This is a genomic window from Shewanella rhizosphaerae (assembly GCF_019457655.1).
In the GTDB taxonomy this organism is placed as follows: Bacteria; Pseudomonadota; Gammaproteobacteria; order Enterobacterales; family Shewanellaceae; genus Shewanella; species Shewanella loihica.
In genome coordinates this window covers 1,039,721-1,062,726 of sequence record NZ_CP080420.1, presented here as the reverse complement: position 1 = coordinate 1,062,726, position 23,006 = coordinate 1,039,721, and the positions used below count along the sequence as shown (strand labels likewise).

Annotated in this window: 13 protein-coding genes; 7 read left to right on the top strand and 6 right to left on the bottom strand. The window is 53.1% G+C overall.

What is annotated here, in order from left to right:
• Positions 1–287: 287 nt before the first annotated feature.
• The 5 genes from K0I63_RS04775 (at position 288) to K0I63_RS04755 (ending at position 8,308) form a co-directional block, all read left to right on the top strand.
• Positions 288–2,075, top strand: a complete 1,788-nt coding sequence (locus K0I63_RS04775; RefSeq protein ID WP_220082720.1) for an amidohydrolase — start codon at positions 288–290, stop codon at positions 2,073–2,075.
• A gap of 836 nt (positions 2,076–2,911) precedes the next feature.
• Positions 2,912–3,340, top strand: a complete 429-nt coding sequence (locus tag K0I63_RS04770; protein WP_220082719.1) for a TIR domain-containing protein — start codon at positions 2,912–2,914, stop codon at positions 3,338–3,340.
• Complete coding sequence (locus K0I63_RS04765) at positions 3,340–4,224, top strand: DUF4231 domain-containing protein (RefSeq protein WP_220082718.1); 885 nt, start codon at positions 3,340–3,342, stop codon at positions 4,222–4,224. Before K0I63_RS04770 ends, K0I63_RS04765 begins: the two co-directional genes overlap by 1 nt.
• Before the next feature lie 718 nt (positions 4,225–4,942).
• Positions 4,943–5,404: a DNA polymerase III subunit chi gene (locus K0I63_RS04760; RefSeq protein WP_220082717.1), complete on the top strand. Its 462-nt coding sequence runs from the start codon at positions 4,943–4,945 to the stop codon at positions 5,402–5,404.
• A 24-nt stretch (positions 5,405–5,428) separates the two neighbouring features.
• Positions 5,429–8,308, top strand: a complete 2,880-nt coding sequence (locus K0I63_RS04755; protein WP_220082716.1) for a valine--tRNA ligase — start codon at positions 5,429–5,431, stop codon at positions 8,306–8,308.
• Between the two features lie 146 nt (positions 8,309–8,454).
• Here the strand turns inward: K0I63_RS04755 and K0I63_RS04750 are convergent, their stop codons facing one another.
• Positions 8,455–10,173: a methyl-accepting chemotaxis protein gene (locus K0I63_RS04750; protein ID WP_220082715.1), complete on the bottom strand. Its 1,719-nt coding sequence runs from the start codon at positions 10,171–10,173 to the stop codon at positions 8,455–8,457.
• 527 nt (positions 10,174–10,700) lie between these two features.
• On the opposite strand from K0I63_RS04750, the gene K0I63_RS04745 reads away from it, so the two are divergent.
• Positions 10,701–13,670, top strand: coding sequence for an ImpA family metalloprotease (locus K0I63_RS04745; RefSeq protein WP_220082714.1), 2,970 nt, complete (start codon positions 10,701–10,703; stop codon positions 13,668–13,670).
• Positions 13,671–13,970: 300 nt separating this feature from the next.
• Positions 13,971–15,509: an MFS transporter gene (locus K0I63_RS04740; protein WP_220082713.1), complete on the top strand. Its 1,539-nt coding sequence runs from the start codon at positions 13,971–13,973 to the stop codon at positions 15,507–15,509.
• A 95-nt stretch (positions 15,510–15,604) separates the two neighbouring features.
• Here the strand turns inward: K0I63_RS04740 and K0I63_RS04735 are convergent, their stop codons facing one another.
• The 5 genes from K0I63_RS04735 to K0I63_RS04715 all read right to left on the bottom strand — a co-directional run bounded on the left by K0I63_RS04735 (position 15,605) and on the right by K0I63_RS04715 (position 22,882).
• Positions 15,605–17,716 carry an EAL domain-containing protein gene (locus K0I63_RS04735; RefSeq protein ID WP_220082712.1) on the bottom strand — a complete coding sequence of 704 codons (2,112 nt, stop codon included), beginning with the start codon at positions 17,714–17,716 and terminating at the stop codon, positions 15,605–15,607.
• Positions 17,717–17,979: 263 nt separating this feature from the next.
• Positions 17,980–20,247 carry an OmcA/MtrC family decaheme c-type cytochrome gene (locus K0I63_RS04730; RefSeq protein WP_220082711.1) on the bottom strand — a complete coding sequence of 756 codons (2,268 nt, stop codon included), beginning with the start codon at positions 20,245–20,247 and terminating at the stop codon, positions 17,980–17,982.
• A 158-nt stretch (positions 20,248–20,405) separates the two neighbouring features.
• A complete protein-coding gene (locus tag K0I63_RS04725) occupies positions 20,406–21,320 on the bottom strand; it encodes a LysR family transcriptional regulator (RefSeq protein WP_258406998.1) in 915 nt (304 codons plus the stop codon).
• A gap of 211 nt (positions 21,321–21,531) precedes the next feature.
• The gene (locus tag K0I63_RS04720; RefSeq protein ID WP_220082709.1) at positions 21,532–22,242 is read right to left on the bottom strand and encodes a pseudouridine synthase; all 711 of its coding nucleotides are present in this window, start codon (positions 22,240–22,242) and stop codon (positions 21,532–21,534) included.
• Entirely contained in the window at positions 22,232–22,882 is a 651-nt protein-coding gene (locus tag K0I63_RS04715) for a helix-turn-helix transcriptional regulator (RefSeq protein WP_220083374.1), read from the bottom strand. Before K0I63_RS04715 ends, K0I63_RS04720 begins: the two co-directional genes overlap by 11 nt.
• Positions 22,883–23,006: the final 124 nt, after the last annotated feature.

Sequence of the window (23,006 nt, the reverse complement as noted above, 5' to 3'; positions counted from 1 at the left end):
ACATGAAACACTAACCGACTTATATCACTAATGGGTTAGTTACCAGTCAGTAAGTCGCAATCCAATAACACACTAATGCAGATCCAACCATCTTTTACGCAGAGGGGCTTGTCCTACTCTGCCGCCTCCTAGCAAGCAGGTTTTGCACGAAACAGAGATTGAGTAGCCACAGTTAAGTGATGATTTCCAACGCTAAAATGAAAATAACCTATTATATATAGACCGCATCGCGCCTTCCCTATTCATTCCCGGGCGCTTGGCATAACGACACGCTGGAGAATTGCACTATGAATCCTATCCGCTCGCTTATTCTATTAATGACTTCTGTGCTGGTATACGTCGGCGGCGCAGTCGCTCAGACGCCCCCCGCACCAGAAAACGGATTGGCATACGATTCGGGTATATCGAACCGAAACTACCCGCATTCGGACTGGGCGTTGATTAATGGCAAGATCTACACGGTGAACCCAGACCAACCCTGGGCCTCGGCGATTGTGGTCGAGGACAACAAGATCACCTATGTCGGCGATGCGGCAGGCCTCAAGAATCATATCGGTATCACAACCGAAGTCGTGGACCTGGAGGGTAAGATGGTGGTCCCCGGCTTCGTCGAAGGGCATTTTCACGTGGTTGCCGGTGGAATTGTCGCCCAGGGGGTCGACCTGCAAACCGACAACAAGGATGAGGTGTTTGAAAAACTCCGCCAGCATGTGAAGGCCAATCCGGATCTCAAGGTTATTGAGGGATATGGGGTGCGCCTAAGCACGTTCGCAGATGGTTTGCCAACCAAGGCTATGTTCGACAAGATAGATTCCAAGCGTCCTATCTATCTTTGGACAGTCGACGGCCACAGTGCCTTTGTGAATTCCAAGGCACTCGAGATTGCTGGCGTAGACAAGGATACGCCCGACACGGTTCCCGGCTATTCCTCCTTCGATAGGGATTCGAATGGTGATCCAACGGGCTTCATCATCGAAGTCCCCGCGCAGTTGCAGGTACTCTCCAAGCTCAGAACATTCGACGCAGACACAGTCCTGGAAGGTGTTAATGAGTGGCTGCCAAGGTTCTCGGCCGCAGGCATCACCACGGTTTTTGACTATGGCGTGCAAGGCGTAAGCAACGAGGAAGCCTTCGACTGGTTACAGCAGCGCGAGAAAGAAGGGGCGCTTCCTATTCGCTTACAAGGCTCCTTTTACTGGAACGATCCCAAGAGCGATCCTATCCCCCCACTGCTCGAGCTAAAACAGAAGTACAATTCAGAGCTGGTTAAAGTCGATACGCTCAAGATCAACCTCGACGGCGGCGATGAGAAATGGAGCGCGCTCCTAACAGCCCCTTACGCCGACAAGCCGGACGTCAAGGCCGAACCTATTATCCCCTACGACATCCTCAACAAGGTGGTACAGGAGGCCGATGCCAAGGGGCTCAATATCACCTGCCATTGCTTTGGCGATCTTGCCGTACGCAAGCTGCTCGACGCGGTCGAAGGTGCAATTAAGGCCAACCCGGCAAGAGAACGCCACCACACAGTCTCACATGCCGTGTTAGTGCATCCAGACGACATTCCACGCTTCGGCCCGCTTAGTATGACCTACGACACCACAGGTTTTTGGATGAGTTTAGATCCGCTGCTTCAGAGTATTACCACTGAACGTTTTGGCGCAGATCGTGTTCAGACCATGTTTCCGATGAAGCAAATAAGAGAAGCAGGTGGAAACATATCCTTAGGTTCAGACTGGCCTGCATCCGGATATCTTTCCGAATATCGCCCTCTTCTTTCCATCCGCACAGCGGTCACCCGTCAGTTGCCGGGACGCGACGATATTCCGCCCCTTGGCGGTGATGATGCACGAGTTCCCTTAGAGATGGCGATCTACGCGCAGACTCTGGGCGCGGCTACGGGCAGAGGCATGAACGACAAGATAGGATCTCTGGAGGTTGGCAAGATGGCCGACATGGTCGTGCTGGATCAAAATCTGTTCGATATCGATCCGCACGAAATCGACAAAACGAAGGTCCTGTTCACCATCATGAACGGCAAGGTGACCTATGACCACCTTGGCGTAACCAAGTAGGGAAGCAAGTAGCAAAAAGAGTCATTAAATAAGGATTTAGCCTGCCCGGCGGGGATGGAGGACATTGTGGTTAATGTCAGAAAAACTGAAGGTTAGTACATAGCGTTGTGGCCGTTTGCTAGATGAAATTGAAGGTCGTACCTTCATGGCAATCTATCGCCTGCCCGGCGGGGGTTGTGCAGATACACCTGTGAGACGCCGTGAATAAATCCCTTTAGGCTCTGCCGAAACATCCCTGTTTCGGAAGCTCACCGGCGTATCTACACCCGGTATCCAACGTCTCTTCGATTTAGCGTCATGGGGTGCCCATTGGTGAGAAACATTTGGCCAAATTTGTATTTGCTGGGGATTTGAAGGTCGCACCTTCACTGTAACCTAACGCCTGCCCGGCGGGGGATGTGCAAGCACTCTTTTGGCACGCCGAGGTTCCGTCCCTGGAGGCTTCACGGCGGCGTCCATGCCGCCGAGAGCCAAAAGTGTGCTTACACTCAGTATCTAACGTCCCTTCGATTTAGCTTCATTGGGTGGCATTGAGACAAGTTATTATTTTTAAGAAAAAAACGAACAAAAATGTGACCGAAGATGTTGATTACTACCTGACCAATAGCTTGATGTGTAACCAATCAAGGACAGAGCTAGGCCAATTCGAATCAAACATCGACTACGCCTTTCAGGGAATGAAGAAGCCAACCACCATGCGCCGATCACCTCCCATAAAAGTAAACTCTGACCCCGTTTATTTACATGCTTGGTCTCCTACCTTACAAGGTAGCGTGCCTTGCAAGCTCTCACTAATAAGTTGTTATGCAATCAAAGATTAAACAAAGGAGATGCGAATGAGCACAAAACAAATTCACGTTTTTATAAGCCATGCTTGGAAGCATTCAGGACATTATCAAACTCTTGCGGATTGGATATTTAATGAGAATTGGAGTGTCGGACAAGCATCTCTCGTTTTTAGGAATTATTCCGTACCCAAAGATAACCCTATCCATGACGCTGATAACGATAAGCAACTCAAAGAAGCAATTTTAAAACAAATTGCCATGAGTCACGTGATAGTGATCCCAACTGGAATGTATGCCAACTACAGCAAGTGGATTCAAAAAGAAATTGATGGTTCATCGGGTTACAGTAAGCCAATATTGGCGGTTAACCCATGGGGACAGCAACGCGCATCAGGTATTGTTGTCGACTCAGCATCAAAGTTGGTTGGATGGAACAAAAAATCAGTTGTTAATGGAATATGGGAGCTCTACAAGTAGTGAGTAAATTAGAAATTACTTCTGAGGATCTTCCGGGTTTGTATCAATCTGCAAATCAAGCTTCGCTGAATGCTCAAGAAAGCTATTTTAGAGGGCTCCGGTGGTACTTAATACTATTAGTCTGTGCTGCGTTTGTATCATATGCAAGGCCAAGCGACATAGTTGGGGCACTTCTCTCTGCTGGCTTATTCTTGGTTACTTTGGGAATTCTTATTTTTATCCGAGTACAACGCCCTGATGATACTTGGTATAACGGTAGGGCAGTTTCTGAGTCAGTCAAAACCAGAAGTTGGCGCTGGATGATGAGAGCTGAGCCATATGAAGATTGTGAGAATGTTGAAATTATTTCAAAGCAATTTATTAATGATCTTAAAGCGATACTTGATCAGAACAAAAGCCTTTCACAATATCTTCAATCAACTAGTGCTGCAGAAGATCCAATATCAAAAACAATGAAACAAGTTCGTTCTTGTTCGGTAGAAGAACGTTTATCTGTTTACGTTGATCAACGAGTCCAAAATCAAATTGAATGGTATTGGCATAAGGCAAACTTTAATAAGCGACGGGCGAAACAGTGGTTTTGGGTATCTGTATTTTTACATGCTGCGGCAATTGCTATGCTGCTGTATCGCATAAAAGATCCAACATTAGCTCTTCCTGTGGAAGTTATAGCGACAGCTGCAGGCGCAGCTCTTACTTGGCTTCAAGCTAAAAAACACAATGAGTTAAATTCTGCATATGCGCTCACTGCACATGAGATCGTTTTAATTAAAGGTGAGTCAGATGCCGTTCACGATGAAAAACAATTGTCAGAATATGTTTTAAATAGTGAAACTGCATTTTCTCGGGAGCATACGCAATGGGTAGCCCGTAAAGGTGACTAATGCATAACAAAGCGCTGCTGCCGGACAAATTTTACGCTGCGCTCCAAATTTGCCGCAGAGCGCGGCGTTAGCATATATGAATATTAACATTAACTAACGTATAGAGCTAAAGTTCTAACACGAAAATGTCCAAAAATTTGGTGCATCCATGCACTGCACCAGCCGCCAAGCAATTCAAAACTATGTAGCATTGGTCTTCAGCAAGCTTGACTCTATTCCAACTCAAATACCTATTGCTTACCAAACGCGGGCAAATCGAAGAGACAGATAACCAGGTGTATGCGCGCTTTTGGCCCTCGGCGGCATGGATGCCGCCGTGGAGCGTATAGGGACATATCCACAGCGTGCCAAAAGAGTGCATGCACATTCCCCGCCGGACAGGCGATTGATAAACCATAAGGCTATGGTTCAAAACCGCCCATCCAAGTACCTGAATCGGGTAGATGCTTAACCAACAAAATGAAGTAACTCATTCTCTAACCGCGCCAAAAGAGTTGCCTACACATGAGCCCACCGCAGGTGATAGGTTGCCATGAAGGTTAGACCTTCAAACAAACCCAATAAATGCCAATGCAGCCAAACGCTGCAAGCAACAAAAATATTCCCCAATTTGTTATTCGACAAATCCCCTCCCCCTCTGGTTTAACAACTCACTTTTAGTGTAAAATCCTCTCTTTCGTCAACGCCTAGCCAGACACGAGCGACATAGAGCCAAATAATGCCTAACGCCTTGTTTTACTTGATGCCACAAGCCAGTTCTGCCGCAACCAATGTTGCCAAGGCGGAGCAAGAGAGTGTCTATCTTTTCGCCTGCCGACTCGCCAAGCAGGCGTATCGTGGTCAACAGCTGGTGTATATCCACTGCAATGACCAGCAGCAGGCCTATGAAGTTGACGAAATTTTATGGCAATTTGAACCCAGCGCATTTGTGCCCCATAACCTCAAGGGCGAAGGGCCGACGGGTGGCGCGCCGGTGGAGATAGGCTTCGATAAACTGGGCCCAAATAAAAATCGTCACCTTCTGATTAATCTTGCAGACCAAGCGCCGCAATTTGCGGTAAACTTTGGCCAGATTATCGACTTCGTTGCCAACGATGCTGCCATGAAAGCGACCGCGCGCGATCGTTATCGCCAGTATCGCGAGTTAGGGATCCCCCTGACGACCCAACAACCAAATTAATTAGTTTGAGAAGCACACGCTCCTATGGAAAAGACATACAACCCACAGTCAATCGAACAGGCTCTGTACCAGAACTGGGAAGAGAAAGGATACTTTAAGCCCCACGGCGATGAGTCGAACGGCAATTACTGCATCATGATCCCGCCGCCAAACGTGACCGGTAGCCTGCACATGGGTCATGCCTTCCAAGACACCATCATGGATACCCTGATCCGTTACCAACGCATGAAGGGCAAGAACACCCTGTGGCAGGTAGGTACCGACCACGCGGGTATCGCCACCCAGATGTTGGTGGAGCGCAAGGTAGAGGCCGAAGAGGGCAAGAGCCGTCACGACCTGGGCCGTGAGACCTTTATCGACCGTATCTGGGACTGGAAAAACCAGTCTGGTGGCACCATCACCAAGCAGCTGCGCCGCCTGGGCGCCTCGGTCGATTGGGATCGCGAGCGTTTCACCATGGATGAAGGCATGTCGGCCGCGGTACAAGAGGTGTTTGTGCGCCTGTACAACGACGACCTCATCTACCGTGGTAAGCGCCTGGTCAACTGGGATCCTAAGCTACACACAGCTATCTCAGACCTCGAAGTCGAAAACAAAGAGAAGCAGGGCAGCATGTGGCACTTCCGCTACCCGCTCGCCGACGGCGCACTGACCGCCGACGGTAAAGACTACCTAGAAGTGGCTACCACGCGTCCAGAAACCATGCTGGGCGACAGCGCGGTTGCGGTGCACCCAGACGACGAGCGCTACCAGTCGCTGATCGGCAAGTTCATCCTGCTGCCTATCGTTAACCGTCGTATCCCTATCGTCGCCGACGACTATGTGGACATGGAGTTCGGTACCGGCTGTGTGAAGATCACCCCGGCCCACGACTTCAACGACTATGAGGTGGGTAAGCGTCATAACCTGCCTATGTTCAACATTCTGACCATAGATGCGGCGATCCGCAGCCAGGCAGAGGTGGTTAACTCAGACGGCACCGCCAACGACGAGCTAGATGGTAACCTGCCAGAGCGCTTTGCCGGCATGGACCGTTTCAAGGCCCGTACCGCTATCGTCGACGAGTTCGAGTCACTCGGCCTGCTTGGCAAGATTGACCCACACGCCCTCAAGGTGCCTTATGGCGACCGCTCTGGCGTGGTGATCGAGCCGCTACTGACTGACCAGTGGTATGTTGCCGTGGCCCCTATGGCCAAGACCGCCATCGAAGCGGTTGAGAACGGCGACATCAAGTTTGTGCCGCAGCAGTATGAGAACATGTACTTCTCTTGGATGCGTGACATTCAAGACTGGTGTATCTCGCGTCAGCTGTGGTGGGGTCACCGTATCCCGGCATGGTACGACGAAGCCGGTAAGGTATATGTGGGCCGCGACGAAGCCGAAGTACGCGCCAAGCACAACCTGGATGATTCTGTCGTGCTGCGCCAAGACCCAGACGTACTGGATACCTGGTTCAGCTCTGCGCTGTGGACCTTCTCAACCCTAGGCTGGCCAGACGATACCGAGGCGCTCAAGACCTTCCACCCAACCGATGTGTTGGTGACAGGTTTCGACATCATCTTCTTCTGGGTGGCGCGCATGATCATGATGACCATGCACTTCATCAAGGATGAAGACGGCAAGCCGCAGGTGCCGTTCAAGACTGTCTATGTGACAGGTCTTATCCGTGACGAGCAGGGCAACAAGATGTCCAAGTCTAAGGGTAACGTACTGGATCCGCTGGATATGATCGACGGTATCGATCTCGAAGCCTTAGTTGAGAAGCGCACCGGCAACATGATGCAGCCACAGCTGGCCGCTAAGATCGAGAAGAGCACCCGCAAAGAGTTTGCCGATGGCATCGAGGCCCACGGCACCGACGCCCTGCGTTTCACCCTGGCAGCCATGGCCTCTACCGGCCGTGACATCAACTGGGACATGAAGCGTCTAGACGGTTACCGCAGCTTCTGTAACAAGATCTGGAACGCGTCGCGCTATGTGTTGATGAACACCGAAGAGCAAGATTGTGGCCCGCAATCTCCAAACGGAAAAGCTGACGGCGAGATGCAGCTGTCGCTGGCGGATCGCTGGATCGTCGGCCTGTTTAACCAGACGGTTAAGGCGTTTGACGAGCACATGGAAAACTACCGTTTCGACCTAGCGGCCAACACGCTATACGAGTTCACCTGGAACCAGTTCTGTGACTGGTATCTGGAGCTGACCAAGCCGGTACTGCAAAACGGCACCGAGGCCGAGCAGCGCGGTACCCGTCACACCCTAGTGACGGTACTGGAAGCCATGCAACGTCTGCTGCATCCTATGATGCCATACCTGACAGAGACCATCTGGCAGCGCGTTAAGCCGCTGGCAGGCGTCGAGGGTGACACCCTGATGCTGGCCGAGTTCCCTGTATATCAGGCAAGCAAGGTAGATGAAGCCGCCATGGCGGATCTCGAGTGGGTTAAGCAGGTGATCGTTGCCGTGCGTAACATCCGCGCCGAGCTGAATATCGCCCCAAGCAAGCCGCTCAATGCCCTGCTGCGCAGCGTCAGCGCACAAGACAAGGCACGCGTCGAAGCTAACCAGACCTTCTTCGCCACCCTGGCCAAGCTGGAATCGATGACGATTCTGGCCGACGGTGAAACCGCGCCTATGTCGACCACTCAGTTGGTTGGCGAGATGGAGCTGTTGATCCCTATGGCTGGCCTTATCGATGTGGCCGCCGAGATGGCCCGTATCGACAAGCAGCTTGAGAAACTGGTTGGTGAAGCCAAGCGTATCGAAGGCAAGCTCAATAACCAGGGCTTCGTGGCCAAGGCGCCGGAAGCGGTTATCGAGAAGGAGCGCGCCAAGCTGGCCGAGTTCCAACGCGATATGGACAAGCTAGGCGAGCAGAAAGCCGAACTGGCTAAGCTCGAAGGCTAAGCTCGAAAATTAGTCACACCAGCTTAAGCCAAACCCGGCTTAAGACACTAAAAAGGCAGTCAATTGACTGCCTTTTTTCTTACCCGCGATTTTCTTCCGGGCGATTAACGCCTCAAACTCCTACCTCAGTCAAATAGTTACCTCAGCTACACCTTATAGTGGGCGATATCCGCCTCCATGGATTCTGCCAGCCTGGCCAGGTCCTCGGTGGCATCGCTACTCTGTCTCGCACCCTCGGCGGTCTGATCCGAGATCTCGCTGATGTTGGTGATATTGATGTTGATCTCCTCGGTGACCGAACTTTGCTCCTCCGAGGCAGCGGCTATCTGGGCGTTGAGGGCGTTGATCTCTTCGATGCTGTTTAAGATCTGCTGCAGGGCATCACGCACCATCAAGGATTTATCCACGCTGAGTTTCACCTGCTCTGTGCCGCTCTGCATCATCTGCATCGAGTCCCGCGCCCCCTGTTGCAGGCGCTGGATCATCTTCTGAATCTCCTCGGTGGAGTCCTGGGTACGTTTCGCCAGAGAGCGCACCTCGTCGGCCACCACGGCAAAGCCCCTGCCCTGTTCCCCCGCCCGCGCCGCCTCGATGGCCGCGTTGAGCGCCAGCAGGTTGGTCTGCTCGGAGATCGCCTGAATGACGTCCACCACAGTGCCTATCTCATCCGAATGCTGGGCTAGTAGTGTCATCGCCTCGCTGGCTCGGCTCAGCTTCTGGGCCAGCGCCTCAATCACGGCGATACTCTCATCCACCACGCCCTGGGCACCGTGGGCGGCGCCGTTGGCATCCTGGGAGGCGGTAGCGGCCGAGGCGGCGCTCTGGGCAACCTCACGTACCGTCGCGGTAAACTCATGGATGGCGGTGGCGATCAGCTGGGTCTGCTGCTGTTGATCCAGCACGTTGCGCTGGGTCTGAGTCGATACCACGGCATTCTCTTCCGCCGCACTGGCCAGGCGTGAAGTGGAGGCGTGGGTGTTGGTCACCGCCTGCTGGAAATCGCTTGCGATGCGATTCACATGCTCGGCGATATGGGCAAATTCATCGTGGCCGCCGAGGCGAATACGCTTAGTGAGATCGCCGGCGGCAATATCCACCGCCGTCTCTTCCAGCTGCACCACAGACAGGCTCACTCGGCGAATGATAAATACCGAGCTGACGCTGATGGCAAGCATGGCGACGCCAGAGAAGATGGCCACCAGCCAGATGTAGAGGGAAACGGTCTCCTGTGAGGCCTGATAGCTAGTCTTAGCCTCGGCGATCTGCATATCCAGGAAGGCCTGAGCCTGGTCGGTGATATCCTTAAACAGGGGGTTGATCTTCTCGAGCAGCAACTGATTGGAGTGTTTGTATTCCCCCTGACTCAAGGCCTGGATGGCGGGGTTAAAGCCCTCCTGAGTCACCTTGTCCAATAGCGACACCAGGCGATTGACCTCGGCGCGCTCATCATCGGCAAGATCCGACGCCAAAATCTGATTATCTATGATGTCGTGCAGGGTCTTAATCGAGGCGCGGCTGGCATCGATATGGAAGCTCAGGGGGTGGTTGTGCATGTCGGCAAAGGCGTTGGCAGGATCATGTTGAAAGCCGAGCAGCAATCCGCTGCGGGCCTTCTCCAGCTCGTTGAGCACCTTGCCCGCCCGGATGCTGTGCTGCATTCCCTGACCGTAGAGGTCCCCTATGGCATCACCCGCGTCCAACATGCCGGTGATCCCCTTATAGCCGAGGAAGATGAAGGCGAAGATGATTAAGAAGATATTGAGTTTTAATTGAAATCTTACCGACTTGATCCGCTCCATCAAGCCTGCTCCCTGGGTGGACGCTGCCGTCATCTCATGTGCCTCCTGGCGTTTGTGTTCAGACATAATCGCTTCCTTTTATTGCCAATTCATTGCACCTAGGCCAGGCGGCATCACGACTGCTAAAGCCATGGCACCTAAAATCACAGCCCCTAAAATCACAGGCCTAATTTCAGGCCACCCCAAATTGCGCCCCAGGCTTACGCCGGATGAATCAGGCAAAGATAGTTAACTTAATAATACTTAAACTAATAACCCTTATTGTCGCAGAGTGCCAGCAGATACCTTTACCTAATTAGTGGTAGATCACATTTGCCCCATCTTTTTGGCCAATCTGCTCGCTAACGCCCGACTTATGCCTCACTTATGCAGCAGGGTATAAACAGAAAACGATGGCGGAAAACGGGTATAGCTTTAGCTGCTCGCTTGATATAACGTTCGCCTCGCTTGCGCTTTTATCGTCTTGGCGTCAAAAAAACGCAGACGTCAAAATATCGACTTAACCATTGTTTTTATTGAATAATTTTTCATTACCATTTGATTTCGGCGACGTTTGCTATCAGAATGTCGCAAATTGAAAATGAGGTGTAACAATGAAACCATGGATACTCCCCGTCGCAATAGCCCTGGGGCTGACGGCCTGCGGCGGTTCAGAGGATAGCAACACGGATGCGGGTAACGGCGGCGCAGTCACGCCCCCCTTGGCCCAGGCCCCGAGTGTCGAGCTCGGCCCGGATCAACAAACCTGGAATCATGAAACCCTCTCCCTCACGGCAAGCGTTACCCTGTTTAATCCAGGCACGGCCAGCTACCAGTGGCAGCAGACCAGTGGGCCGAGCGTCAAACTCAGCGGCCTAAGCAGCGACACCCTCACCCTGGATGCCAGTGACCTGCTGCAGGATGAAGATATTGTCCTCTCGCTCAAGGTCACGGACGCTGCCGGCCTAAGCAGTGAGGACAGCCTCACCCTCAAGCTCAAGGACAAGATAAGCGCCGCCAGCCAGAGCGGCGATGCCAGTCTCATCGAGGGGCTGGAGCCTAAGGTGATCGCCCGCGGCCTCAAGCTCATTCAAGACTATCGCGGCGCCCAGAAAAGCTTCTTAAACACCATCTATCAGGCGGACAGAGTCAGCTACGATTCGGGTCAACACTCGCAGATGATCCAGATGCCGCTAGCCAGCAAGGGCTTCCCCCTCAAGCAGAGTTTCGAGCTGGTACGGGGCAATCAGGGACGCCTGTTTGCCGCGGCGAGCGACCTAAGTGGTCAGCGCAACGCCGCCTTCGGCACAGACATCATCTCTAGCATGCAGGGCGGCAACAACCTGGGCTTCGAGCCTAGCATGATGCGTCTGCTTTCCTGGCTGACGGGTGAAGCCCAAGCAAACCTGGCGGCGACCAAGCAGGTGCGTCTGTTCCTCATCAGCGACTGGAGCAAGAGCCGGGTGACAAATTGGCTCACCAGCCACTACCCCAACTGGCAGGTGAGCCGCTGTGATGTTGCCAGCGAGCTGGCAAGCTGCCTGGGCGAGGCCGAGCTGGTGATCACAGGCTCCATCGAGGCGTTCGATGAAACCGAGGTGTCGACCAGACTCGAGGCGCTACAGCAGGCCAAGATCCCACTGCTCTATCTGCACATGCACGCCTGGAACAGCGTGCCGCTGACTCAAACCGTGCTGGGGGCCATGGGCTTTGCCATGCAGGGCCCTGGCGGCCCGGGCAACTACTTCAGCCCAGACAAGGCGGATTGGAGCGACTATCTCGCCATGCAGGCGGCTAACCCGGCGCTGAACCAAGAAGCCCTCTGGCTCGAACTGCTGCAGAGCGAAAATCCAAGCTTTAATCTGGCCAACTGCGCGGACACCTGCGACAGCCAATTTAGCGAGGAGTACCGCAGCGCCCTGGCGCATATTCGCAGCAGCATCAACCGCCTGGACACGGAGAAGACGGCAATCTTCGACAGCCCAGAGTATCAGCTATACAAGTACCTGATCTTGCTTGGCGATCGTTATCGCAGCGAGATTGACTACCCCATGGATGTCAGCACCACGGCGCCGATGAGCTACCTTAAGGCGCTCTTTGCCGACAGCAGCGTATACAACAGCCGCCGCATCAATCCTGTACCTGCGGATCTGGGTAACTTCAGCCGCACCGACTTCTCCCATGTGACGCCGGTGGATAAGACAGTCGCACTAAGCAGCAAGGCGCCGTTTCGCGCCGCAGGCGTCTACGCCCTGCCGGGACAGACCTTTAGCGTGACACGCACAGACAACAGCCAGGTAGAGACCAAGGTGTTTATCAATACCCAACGCTCAGGCTCTACCCAGGAATATGCCAGCAAGGGCTATAACCGCCCCAAGTATCTGCAATCGCCAGCCATAGCGATAAAACCGGGGGAAACTATCACCCTCACCTCTCCCTATGGCGGCCCGGTGCAGATAAGATTTAACGCCAACGACCTGCCGGTTGAATTTACCTTTAGCCATGTGGGGCTGCACCCCTTCTGGCGCAGCGACAAGGACGATCAGGCCTTCATTCAGGGACTCGCCAAGGGCGACTACGACTGGGCCGAGCTAGCAACCGAGCACTTCGAGGTCCACTCGCGGCTCAATAAAATGCAAGAGACCATGAGCCATGAGCCCAGATGGGACACGCCGCAGAAGATGAGCGAGGCCATCAGCACCTTTGTCCACAACTATCCGCACCTGCTGGCAGGCTTTAAGGGGCCGGGGATCGACAGTGTCGATGAGATAACCAACTTTGCCGCCAGCAAGGGCTGGCAGCTGGATCAACTCGACATGGTCAAACATATGAACGCCGACCAACCCACCTGTGGGTCCGGCTGCTCGGGCAACCCCTACGATGCCTCCTGGTCATTCAGCCCAACCGGCCATGGCGACATCCACGAACTGGGCCACGGCCTGGAGCGGGGACGCCTGAGATTCGACGGTCACGAGGGCCACGCCTCCACCAACCCTTACTCCTATTACACTAAGTCCCGCGCCTATCTGGAAACCGGCAAGCTGCCCGAGTGCCAGGGGCTGTCGATTCAGGATGAGTTCGATGTACTGCAGGCCAGTCAGCGCCAGGCCGATCCCTTCGCCTATGTGCAGGCGGCTAACCTCACCAGCTGGTCGAGCGGCATGGCCACCATGCTACAGACCATGATTGCCGCCCAGAAACAAGGCGCGCTGCAAAACGGCTGGCATCTTCTGGCCAGGCTGCACATATTGCTGCGCGAATTCGAGCGCGCCCAGGCCGACGAGGCCAGCTGGCTGGCCAAGCGCGACCAACTGGGCTTTGGCAGTTTCGACCTTGCATCGGCCAAGGCGCTAAGCAACAACGACTTTCTGATGATCGCCATGAGCTTCTCTACCGGGCTCGACTATCGCGACTTCTATCAGATGTGGGGACTGGCCACCTCGGATGCCGCCAAGGCCCAGGTCGCCAGCTTCGCCTACCCAGCGGTGCCAAAGAGCATCTATGTCTACGCCCCTGGAGATTACTGTTATGGTCTGGATCTGCAAGCGGTTGCCGTCGATGGCGAGCAGGCCTGGCCACTCTAGCCTTGTTAAACGAAATATAACCACAGAAGCTAACGATAAAAACAACACCACTAAAGCCTAACCCAGAACTAAATCCATAGTTGTCACACCCTTTTTGGCGAGCCGGAGTGCTCGCCTTTTTTTTACCTGCTGCTCACACCAGTGTGACCCGCTGTGAATGATTTTGGTCTTTAAGGTCATTTTTAGGTAAAGTGTGCTGTCAAATGACGAGCTATCACCCCAATAGCGAGTGCTTGTCACAAACCAACACGAGATGTTGCAGCCAAGCAGCACAACAAAAAAGATAAATTAAGGAAGGGTATGAGCGACGCCAATGATGCTTACGCTGATAATGATCTGCGTGAAGTTAAGCAGCTGGGAATGTGGGCCTCCATTGCTAGCCTAAGTTATATTTTCTGGATCGTCGGCGGCATGGAGCTGGTCGAACGTATCGCCTACTACGGTGTGAAAGCCAGTGCCGGCCTCTACGCCAAGGCGCCCGTCTCTCAGGGCGGCCTGGGGATCAGCCTGCACGACTATGGTGTCATCATCTCGGTGTGGGCCCTGATGCAGACCTTTATTCCTGTGTTTACCGGCGGCATCTCTGATCGTGTCGGTTACAAGGAAACCATCTTCGCCTCGACACTGATCAAGATCTCTGGCTACCTGGTGATGGCCTTCTTCCCTAACTTCTGGGGCTTCCTCTTCGGCGCCATACTGCTGGCAGGCGGCACGGGTATCTTCAAGCCTGGCATTCAGGGCACCTTGGTGCTCTCTACCGGCCGACAAAACACCTCTATGGCCTGGGGGATCTTCTATCAGGTGGTCAACATAGGCGGCTTCCTCGGTCCTCTGGTGGCCGTGCATATGCGCCAGCTCTCCTGGGACAATGTCTTCTACGCCTGCGCCGCCATCATCTCGCTCAACTTCCTCTTCCTGCTCGCCTATAAAGAGCCGGGAAAGGAGGAGCGCATCGAGCGCATCCGTAAGATCAAGAGCGGTGAGATCACCCAAGAAGCCCTATGGAAAGATGCCCTACACGAGCTGAAGAAGCCTGTGGTGATCTACTACATGCTGGTGTTTGCCGGTTTCTGGTTCCTGTTTAATTCTCTGTTCGACGTCTTGCCGATTCATATCGCCGAGTGGGTCGATACCAGCGTGATCGTCACCAGCCTGTTTGGCAGTGAGGGCACCTCAAACGGTATCTTGCAGTTCTGGCTCGGCCTGGATAACTCGGGCACTAAGGTGATGCCAGAGGGGATGCTAAACCTCAACGCCGGCATGATCATGACCAGCTGCTTCCTAGTTGCCGCGCTCACCGCCAAATACCGCATCACCACCGCCATGCTGGCGGGCTGTCTGCTGAGTATCATCGCCTTCGTGCTTATCGGCGCCACCAACGCCGCCTGGATGATAGTGCTGGCGATTGCCATGTTCTCCTTCGGCGAGATGATGATCAGCCCCAAGAAGAACGAGTTTATGGGTAACATCGCCCCTAAGGGTAAGAAGGCCATGTACCTGGGCTTCGTGATGCTGCCACAAGGGATAGGCTGGGGATTGGAAGGCTACTTCGGTCCTAAGCTGTATGAGATGTACGCCTCGAAAGAGATCTTCTCTCGCGAGCTGCTGCTCGATCGTGGCATGAGCGCCAGCGATATCGCCGCCATTCCTCAGGGTGAAGCCTTTACTACTCTGGTGAGCTACACGGGTGAGTCGGCGCAGTCCTTGACGACCCTGCTCTACAACAGCCACAACATAGGCATGGCCTGGTATATCATCGCCGCTATCGGCACCATCTCGGCCGTGGGGATCTTCATCTACGGCAAGTGGTTGCTGACGTTGCAGCGCGCCCGCGCCTAATAAAGAGAGGGAGCCTAAGGCTCCCTTTTTATTGGCTGCTCGGCGTCAGGCTCAGTCTTTTGTTCAATCTTTTATTCAGCCTTTGGCTCAATCTTTTATTCAATCTTTGGCTCAGGCTTTAACCCTGCCTTTACATCTGTCTTTACCTCTGTCTTTAACTCAGCCTTCGACTCTCCCCTTGAATCAACTGTCTGCTCGCTGAAACTCTCCTGCAGCAGGGCGTAGCGCTTGGCCTCGGCGGCCGGCATCGCCTTGGCATACAGCCAACCCTGTACCGTCGAGACCCCGGCTGAGGCGACGAAGGCCTCCTCGGCCTTGGTCTCCACCCCCTCGGCCACCAGATTAAAACCCAGGCTGCGACACAACATGCAGGTATGGCGATAGAGCACCTGCCCCTTGTGATTCCCGGTATTTTCCAATATCGACCTGTCTAGCTTGACTCCATCTATGGTGATCTTGCTCAGCAGGCTGATGCTGGAAAACCCCGTGCCGAAATCATCGAGCACGAAGGAGAATCCATATTGGCGCAGGTGGGCCATGCTGGCCTCGACGGCATTGAGGTCCGCCACAAACATAGACTCGAGCACCTCGATATCGACTCTGTCCGCCATGTCGCCAAGCAGCTCGATCAGCATAGACTGCACATCCTGACTCAGGACACTGTTGGGATTGAGGTTGATGCTGACTCTGGGGTAGAAGCCCTGCTTGGCCCAGGCCTGCAGGTCATCCCGTAGGCGCCGGATGACGAAGCTGTCGATCAGGTTAGAGTAGCCGGCCTGATCGAAGGCGGGAATAAAATAGGGGCCCTCTACCTGACCACGCTCGTTTCTCAGCCTCAGCAGCGCCTCATAGCCGACCACTCGCCTGTCACTCAGGCTGATCTTAGGTTGGTAATAGAGCAGCAACTCACCGTTGAGCACCGCCTTAATGGTCTTCTCCAGGTTTAGGTTGGCAGCGAGATCCTCGGACTGTTGACGGGCATAGTTTCGCTCGCTGATCTTCTCGATATCCTGCTGCAGCTGCACCCGCTTGATAAGGTCCCGCTCGAATCCCTTATTGCCCACCAGCAGGCTATAGCGGCGCACGAAAGGCAGATAGATAAAGACCCCGGCGCACACCAACAAGAGCTGTACCAGGGGCAGCGCTAGGGTGCCGCCCGCCACATAGCCATTGAGAAAGATGGGGGTGATCCAGGCAAAGTCGTTACCGGCAAAGCTCACCCAGCCGCTGACGATCAACAGGGAGCCTATCAGGGTATTAAACAGGGGCACCAACACGAAGGGTAGCATCAACCTGGGGTTAAAGATGATTGGCAGGCCGTAGATGAGGATCTCGTTGATGTTAAACAGGGCGAAGGGCAACGCCAACTTGGCCACATTGACGGCGTTCTTATCCTTGGAGGCGATAAACAGGGCGATCAGCAGTGAGTGAGTGGCGCCGCTACCGCCGAGCAACACGAAGAGATCGGTAAACTGGGACAGCGTCAGATTCGGCGCGACCTGTTGCAATCCATTGTCGACCCCAAGCACCAACATATAGGCGATATCCCCATGGACACCGAAGCACCAAAGCACATGGGTGGCTAGCACTCTAACAAACAACTGAAACAGGGTGCTGCTGGCGGCAAGGGAATCCACCAGCGGGCTCAATACCATGCCCAACAGCTCCCCCACCCAGTAGATGCCGGTGGTCACCAGCACGAAACAGAGGATCAAGGGAATAAACAGGTTAAGGTGCAGCTTAAGGTAGCTGCTCAGGCTGGTACTTTGCAGCAAGTTCAGCGCCTTAATCGCCATGAGGCGTTGCAGCAAGTAGGCAACCAGAATCGGCGTAATAATCGCCCTGGCATCGCCAAACAGAAAGTCGAAGCCATTGCTGAGGTCGATAGCCTCGCTGCCGTGGATATGCAGGGCGATCTGACTGCCGATGGAGAGTGACGCCACCACCACAGCCGAGACATGGAGATACTTGGCAAAATGAAATGACAAGGAGAGCAGCGCCATCAAGGGAAAGAAGCTAAACAGGAGACGGCCAAACTGACTCAGCCAGGCGTAGGCGGCACTGCCCTGCCAGCTGGGCTGCCACACATCCACCAAGGCGACAATCAGTGCCAGCAGCGAGTTGACGAAGATAAAGGGCAAGAGGGCAATAAAAGACTCTTTTATCGCAATGAGAAACAGGCTGGAAGAGGTATCTTTGACCGCCAAATTACGGCCCCCGAGATCTGCTGATGGACTCTATTTAAGTTAGTCCAAGATGCTGAATAGACCAAGATGCTGACATTAGACAATCCAGCAAGCGGGCGACTGAGAAAGCCAACACAAAACCAATACAAAACGGATACAAAACATGACAGCAAAAGCCGGGCATAAAAAAGGGGAACCTAAATCAGGTTCCCCAAGATTACTGCTATCTCATTGGGCATTTAGCAGGGGTATGCCCAATTAGCGAGAATTATTATTGTTGGCGTCTAGTGAGCACCACCGGCGTGAACTTTATCAACACCGTATGTCTTACCTTCGGCGTGACAGGTTGCACAAGACTCAACTGGCAGGTCAGCAGTTGTATCTGGCTTACCATGTACAGTCGCACCATTGCTCTCGAAGTGAGCGAGTGCAGAGGCACTGATGTGACATGTACGGCAAGTTTCAGCCACTGGAGAGATGTACTCTGTCGCAGTCACTTGAATTGAACGCTTACCAGAAGTTAAACCACCGTCGGCCGCGAAGAAGGTTGCACCATCTTTGTGACAAGCTTGACAGTCTGTCGCAAGGGCTGGGTAACCAACTGTTTCCAGGTTCTTATCTAGGTAGATACCACCACCGAAAGTACCAGTATGGAAACGGTGAGCAACAGTCATCAGGTCACGGTTAGCGAAGGTTAGGCCTTCAACTGGCGCCATGATTGGGTTGCCGTCTGCATCGACTTCACCTGTGTCATATTCAACAGCACCATGGTAAGAACCTGGGTATCTGTTGTTGTGACAATCCATACACTGAGTAAACTCGCTCACACCATGGCGTGGCGCCTTGATATGAGTCAGGTTGCCGTGACAGCTATTACACTTAGCTTCGCTCACAGTGACGCGATCTGCATCGCTCATGCGGGCTTGCATAGGTGCAACGGCTGGGTCGTCCAGGTTGTAGTACTTAACAGGTGCGCTGGCAGATACTTCTGTGTAATCGCCATCTGCACACATTGCAGCCTTACCACCCGCGCCACAGATCATCACTTCTGCAGTCACGTAGATAGAACCAGTCAGACGCGCTGAATCAAAGTTCTTAGTCGTGGTCAGAATGCCACCTGTGATAGCCACACCGTTAACTGGCATACCTAATCCGCGGATTGGCGCACCACCTTGTTCAACATTACCAATCAGCAGACCGGTAGATAGACGTGGCATGTAAGGATCCAGCATAGAGCCATCGGCTGGTGCTGCACCATTGACTGTCACCTTAGTGGTTACTGTCAATGCGCTGGTACCGTCGCCGTTGTCAGTCACTGTCACACCTTGGAAATCAAGGACGACTTGTTCCTGCTCAACCGCTCTGTTACCTACCTTATGCACCACTTCTGGGCTCAGATTACCAATGTGACAGTTCATACATTGAGAATCATCAGCCTGTGGTAGCTGGAAGTCAGAGTGACCTTCACCGGTTTCGAAGTTAACGGTTACGTGACAACCTACACAAGCTTCACGGTAAACGTTTTCTTTCCACTGGTTGCCATTGTCATGACAGGTAGTACATTCGTTTAGCTCAGCTGGGAAGTGAACGCCAGCAAACTCTTCTGCATCACCTTTTAACACGCCCCACTCGGCAAGATGACCACCGGCGTGGATGGTGTGGATCATTGCGTTGAAGTTAGGGTTAAAGCCTTTTTCTGGATCGTTCTGATCGGCGGCATAAGCAGGGTTATGACACGCGATACAGTTTTCAACTTTCTGATAGTTATGGTGAGCACCGATGTTAGCAATACGCTTGTCGCCATCATCATAGCCCATCAACTCGCTGTGACATTGAATACAGGCAGCACTTGATACCGAATCTTTAGCCGATACGGCCATCTCACCAGTCGCAGGAATGAAATCGAGCGGAGTAGAGAGTAGTTTGTCGGAAATCGATACGCCAGTTGCGTCGGTCACATCATAGGTACGGATCATGACACGGAACATGCTGTTAGGATCGCCATCGGCTACCACGACAGGCGCGTTACCATCATGTTCCCAAGTACCTGTGTAAGTACCAGGATTTTCAGCATCTTCTACCAAGGTACATGCATCGACTTCGGCGCCGCCACGCGCTGCGGCCTTACCAGTAGGCGTACAGTACATGCTAGAACCGAATTCGTTAGCCAGGGCATTGTTCGACCAGAGCATAGGAGCGCCACTACTAGTGGTGTTAGCCACTTGGTTAGTCACATATAGGGCAACTTTCTCTAGGCCAGTAAACGGAACATCATCTCCTTTACTATTTTTACCCGTCGCGGTGAACTTAATAGAGAAGTCATCAGCTCCTACTACTACGATGTCGGCAGGTTGTAGAGTTAGTTTGAAGTCTGCGGCAGTGGCTACTGTATCAACGGTAGATCCCGCTGGTGCACCAGGTGTACCTGGAGTACCAGGAACGCCAGGCTCACCTGGCGCTCCATCTTTACCATCTTTACCATCACTACACGCGCTCACACCAATGGCACACATAAGTGCCATGGCTAATAAGGTAATTTTATTTTTTTTCATCGCCATATCCCTTTATAGGTATTTCTGCTATTGCAGTACCTCAAATATAAGGGAGTGACGATAAATTGTTAGATAATTGAGTCTAAGTTGTGACTGCAATTTAAAGATTCATTAACAGAAATTTCAAAATTTGAAAGCGTAAATTTCAAATTTTGAAATTAACATTTAACGAGTAGCTGTTTGATAAGCTGGATAATTAATTCTCTCTGTTCCAGCGAGTAGCGTCGATACTCGGCCGGATTCTCCAACAACAGGTATTGAGGCGACATGCTTTCACCGTGAAGGCGCCCCACCTCCTCGTCAGACAGGCGCACCACGCGGATCCCCGGCAGGGCGCCGCAGATCTCGGCCTCAGAGCAAGGCAGGAAAGCCACAGAGTTCATGGTCAGCAGATGGCTGTACCACTCGTCTCGCGAACTGACTCTTTCTATGCTGTCGATGTCGGCACCGTTTTGACGAGCGAACACCTCCAAAGGGTCAATCTTATCGTTAAAGCCCTTGCCATCCAGGCAGAGAAAGTGGTGACGACAGACGGTTTCCAGGGTCAAAGGCTCGCTCTGGGACCAGATGGCATGCTCCTCATTGGCGGCCAGACAGACACCGCTTAAACACCCCAAGGCCTCGACCGATAACGGATGCTCATTGCAGGCGTCGAACGTCACTCCCATATCCAGTTCACCGTTATGGATATGATCGGCAGAATCGTCGCCCCAGATCACAAACTGTAACTGACTAAAGGCGTCTCTGGCATTGCTGCGGGAAAAAGCCAGGGAGAGGCTGGCCATGATACTCGGGGTAACAGCAATTCTCAGGCGTTCACTGGCCAGCTCGCTGCTCTTTTCGCTGATAGACTGTTCTATTTTCAGGACGGCTTCACAGAACTGACACACGGGCTCGTAGAGAAACTCCGCCATAGGCGTCGGCTTGAGCCCGAGCTGACGACGGTAGAAGAGTTCGTCGTCGAAGGTGGCACGTAACATATTCAAACAGCGGCTAATTTTAGGGGCTGACACATTAAGTTGCTTAGCCGCTATGTTGGCATGTCCGGTTTGAAAAATGACTTTAAACACCATCAAACAAAACACATCGAGTTCGCTGATTTTCTTAAGTGTTTGATTGCTCATCGATACTATTGTTTATATTAGTAATCTAATATTTATAACACATGATTTGCATCAAACGATATAGCCATTAGTCACACATTTGCACTTGGCTTGTTGAACTCAGAAATTAGTGCTAGGTGAAGCGGCAAACCCAAAATCTTGTACTGAGCATGGCTGGCTTTTAGCCGAATATGCTAGCCAGCTCCAGTGGCGTCAGCGGACGATACTCCCCTACAGCCAAGGTTTCATCCAGGATTAGGTTACCCACGGAGAGCCTGTGCAGCGCCATCACCTGATTGCGTAAGCGGCCAAACATGCGCTTAATTTGATGGTAGCGTCCCTCATGCAGGGTGACCCTGGCCAGATGGGGTTCGAGGATCTCAAGCAAGGCCGGCTGAGTGGTAATATTCTCAAAAGCAAAGTAAAAGCCCTCGGCAAAGGCCTTCACATAGGCCTGAGTGAGAGGAGCCTTGAGGGTGACCAGATACTGCTTGGCCACCTTATGCTCCGGCGACATGATACGCTTCGACCAGCGACTGTCGTTGGTAAGTAGCAGCAAACCCGAGGTGTTGAGATCCAGCCGTCCGACGATATGTAGCCCCTTGTCCTTATAGTCGGGCAAGAGATCCATCACCGTCCTGTGCTCATCGTCCTTGGTCGCACTCACCACACCAACCGGCTTATGCAGCATGAGATATATGGGCTGCTCATGCCTCAACGCCTGGCCATCGAGCATCACTTGAGAGAATTGATCTATCTGACAGTCTGCATCCCGTACCACCTGACCGTCGACACTCACCCGGCCCTTTGCCAGGATGAGGCGCACCTGCTTGCGGGGGATCTGACAATGCTGACTGATAAAACGATCCAGCCTGGCGCGTTTAGCGGACATCTTGTTGTGTCGGTGCGTGAGAGGCGAGCGGCACCAGCTTGTAGGCGCAGCGTCTGGCGCCGGCAATGATATGCTCCTCGCGGCTGACGCTCGCCAGCTCGCTAAACAGTTCTTGAAACAGCTGCAGCTCTGAGCGGCAGAAGTTGGCGCAGCGACTCGCGGCGGCGCAGATGGGGCAGTGATTTTCCAGCAGCCAAAAGACGCCATCTTGCTCCTCGACAGAGGCGACATAGCCCTCCTGGGTCCTGAGCCTGGCCAGCGCGGCTAACTTATCCGCCAGACCCGTCGCTTGCGACAGCGCCTCCTGATACAGACGCCGACTCGCCTGCTCTCGGTGATCGATCAACTGATCCAGCCCCTGGTCACCAAAGACTACGCGCACCGAGTCGATCAGTTGACTGGTGAGATCGTCGTGTCGGTCTGGGAACAGCTTGTAGCTCTTCTCGGTAAGCCCCCAGTAACGGGTGGGACGACCGCGACTCGCCTTTCTGTCTTCGAAACTCAAGATCCCCTCCTCTTCCAAGGCCTGCAGATGTTGCCTGACCCCCATGGTGGTCAACGCAAACAGCTCGGCCAATACCTTGGCGGTACTGGGGCCGTGGATCTTGATATGGTCGATGATCTTGTCGCTGGTCTTCATACTCACCCGCCGTCTCCTCTGGACTTCTATGGGACCATTATTACCGATCCAGAGATTAAGTAAACTTTTATATTTACTTTAGTCTTTACAAAATTAAATAAAGCAATTAGTGTATAAAACATTA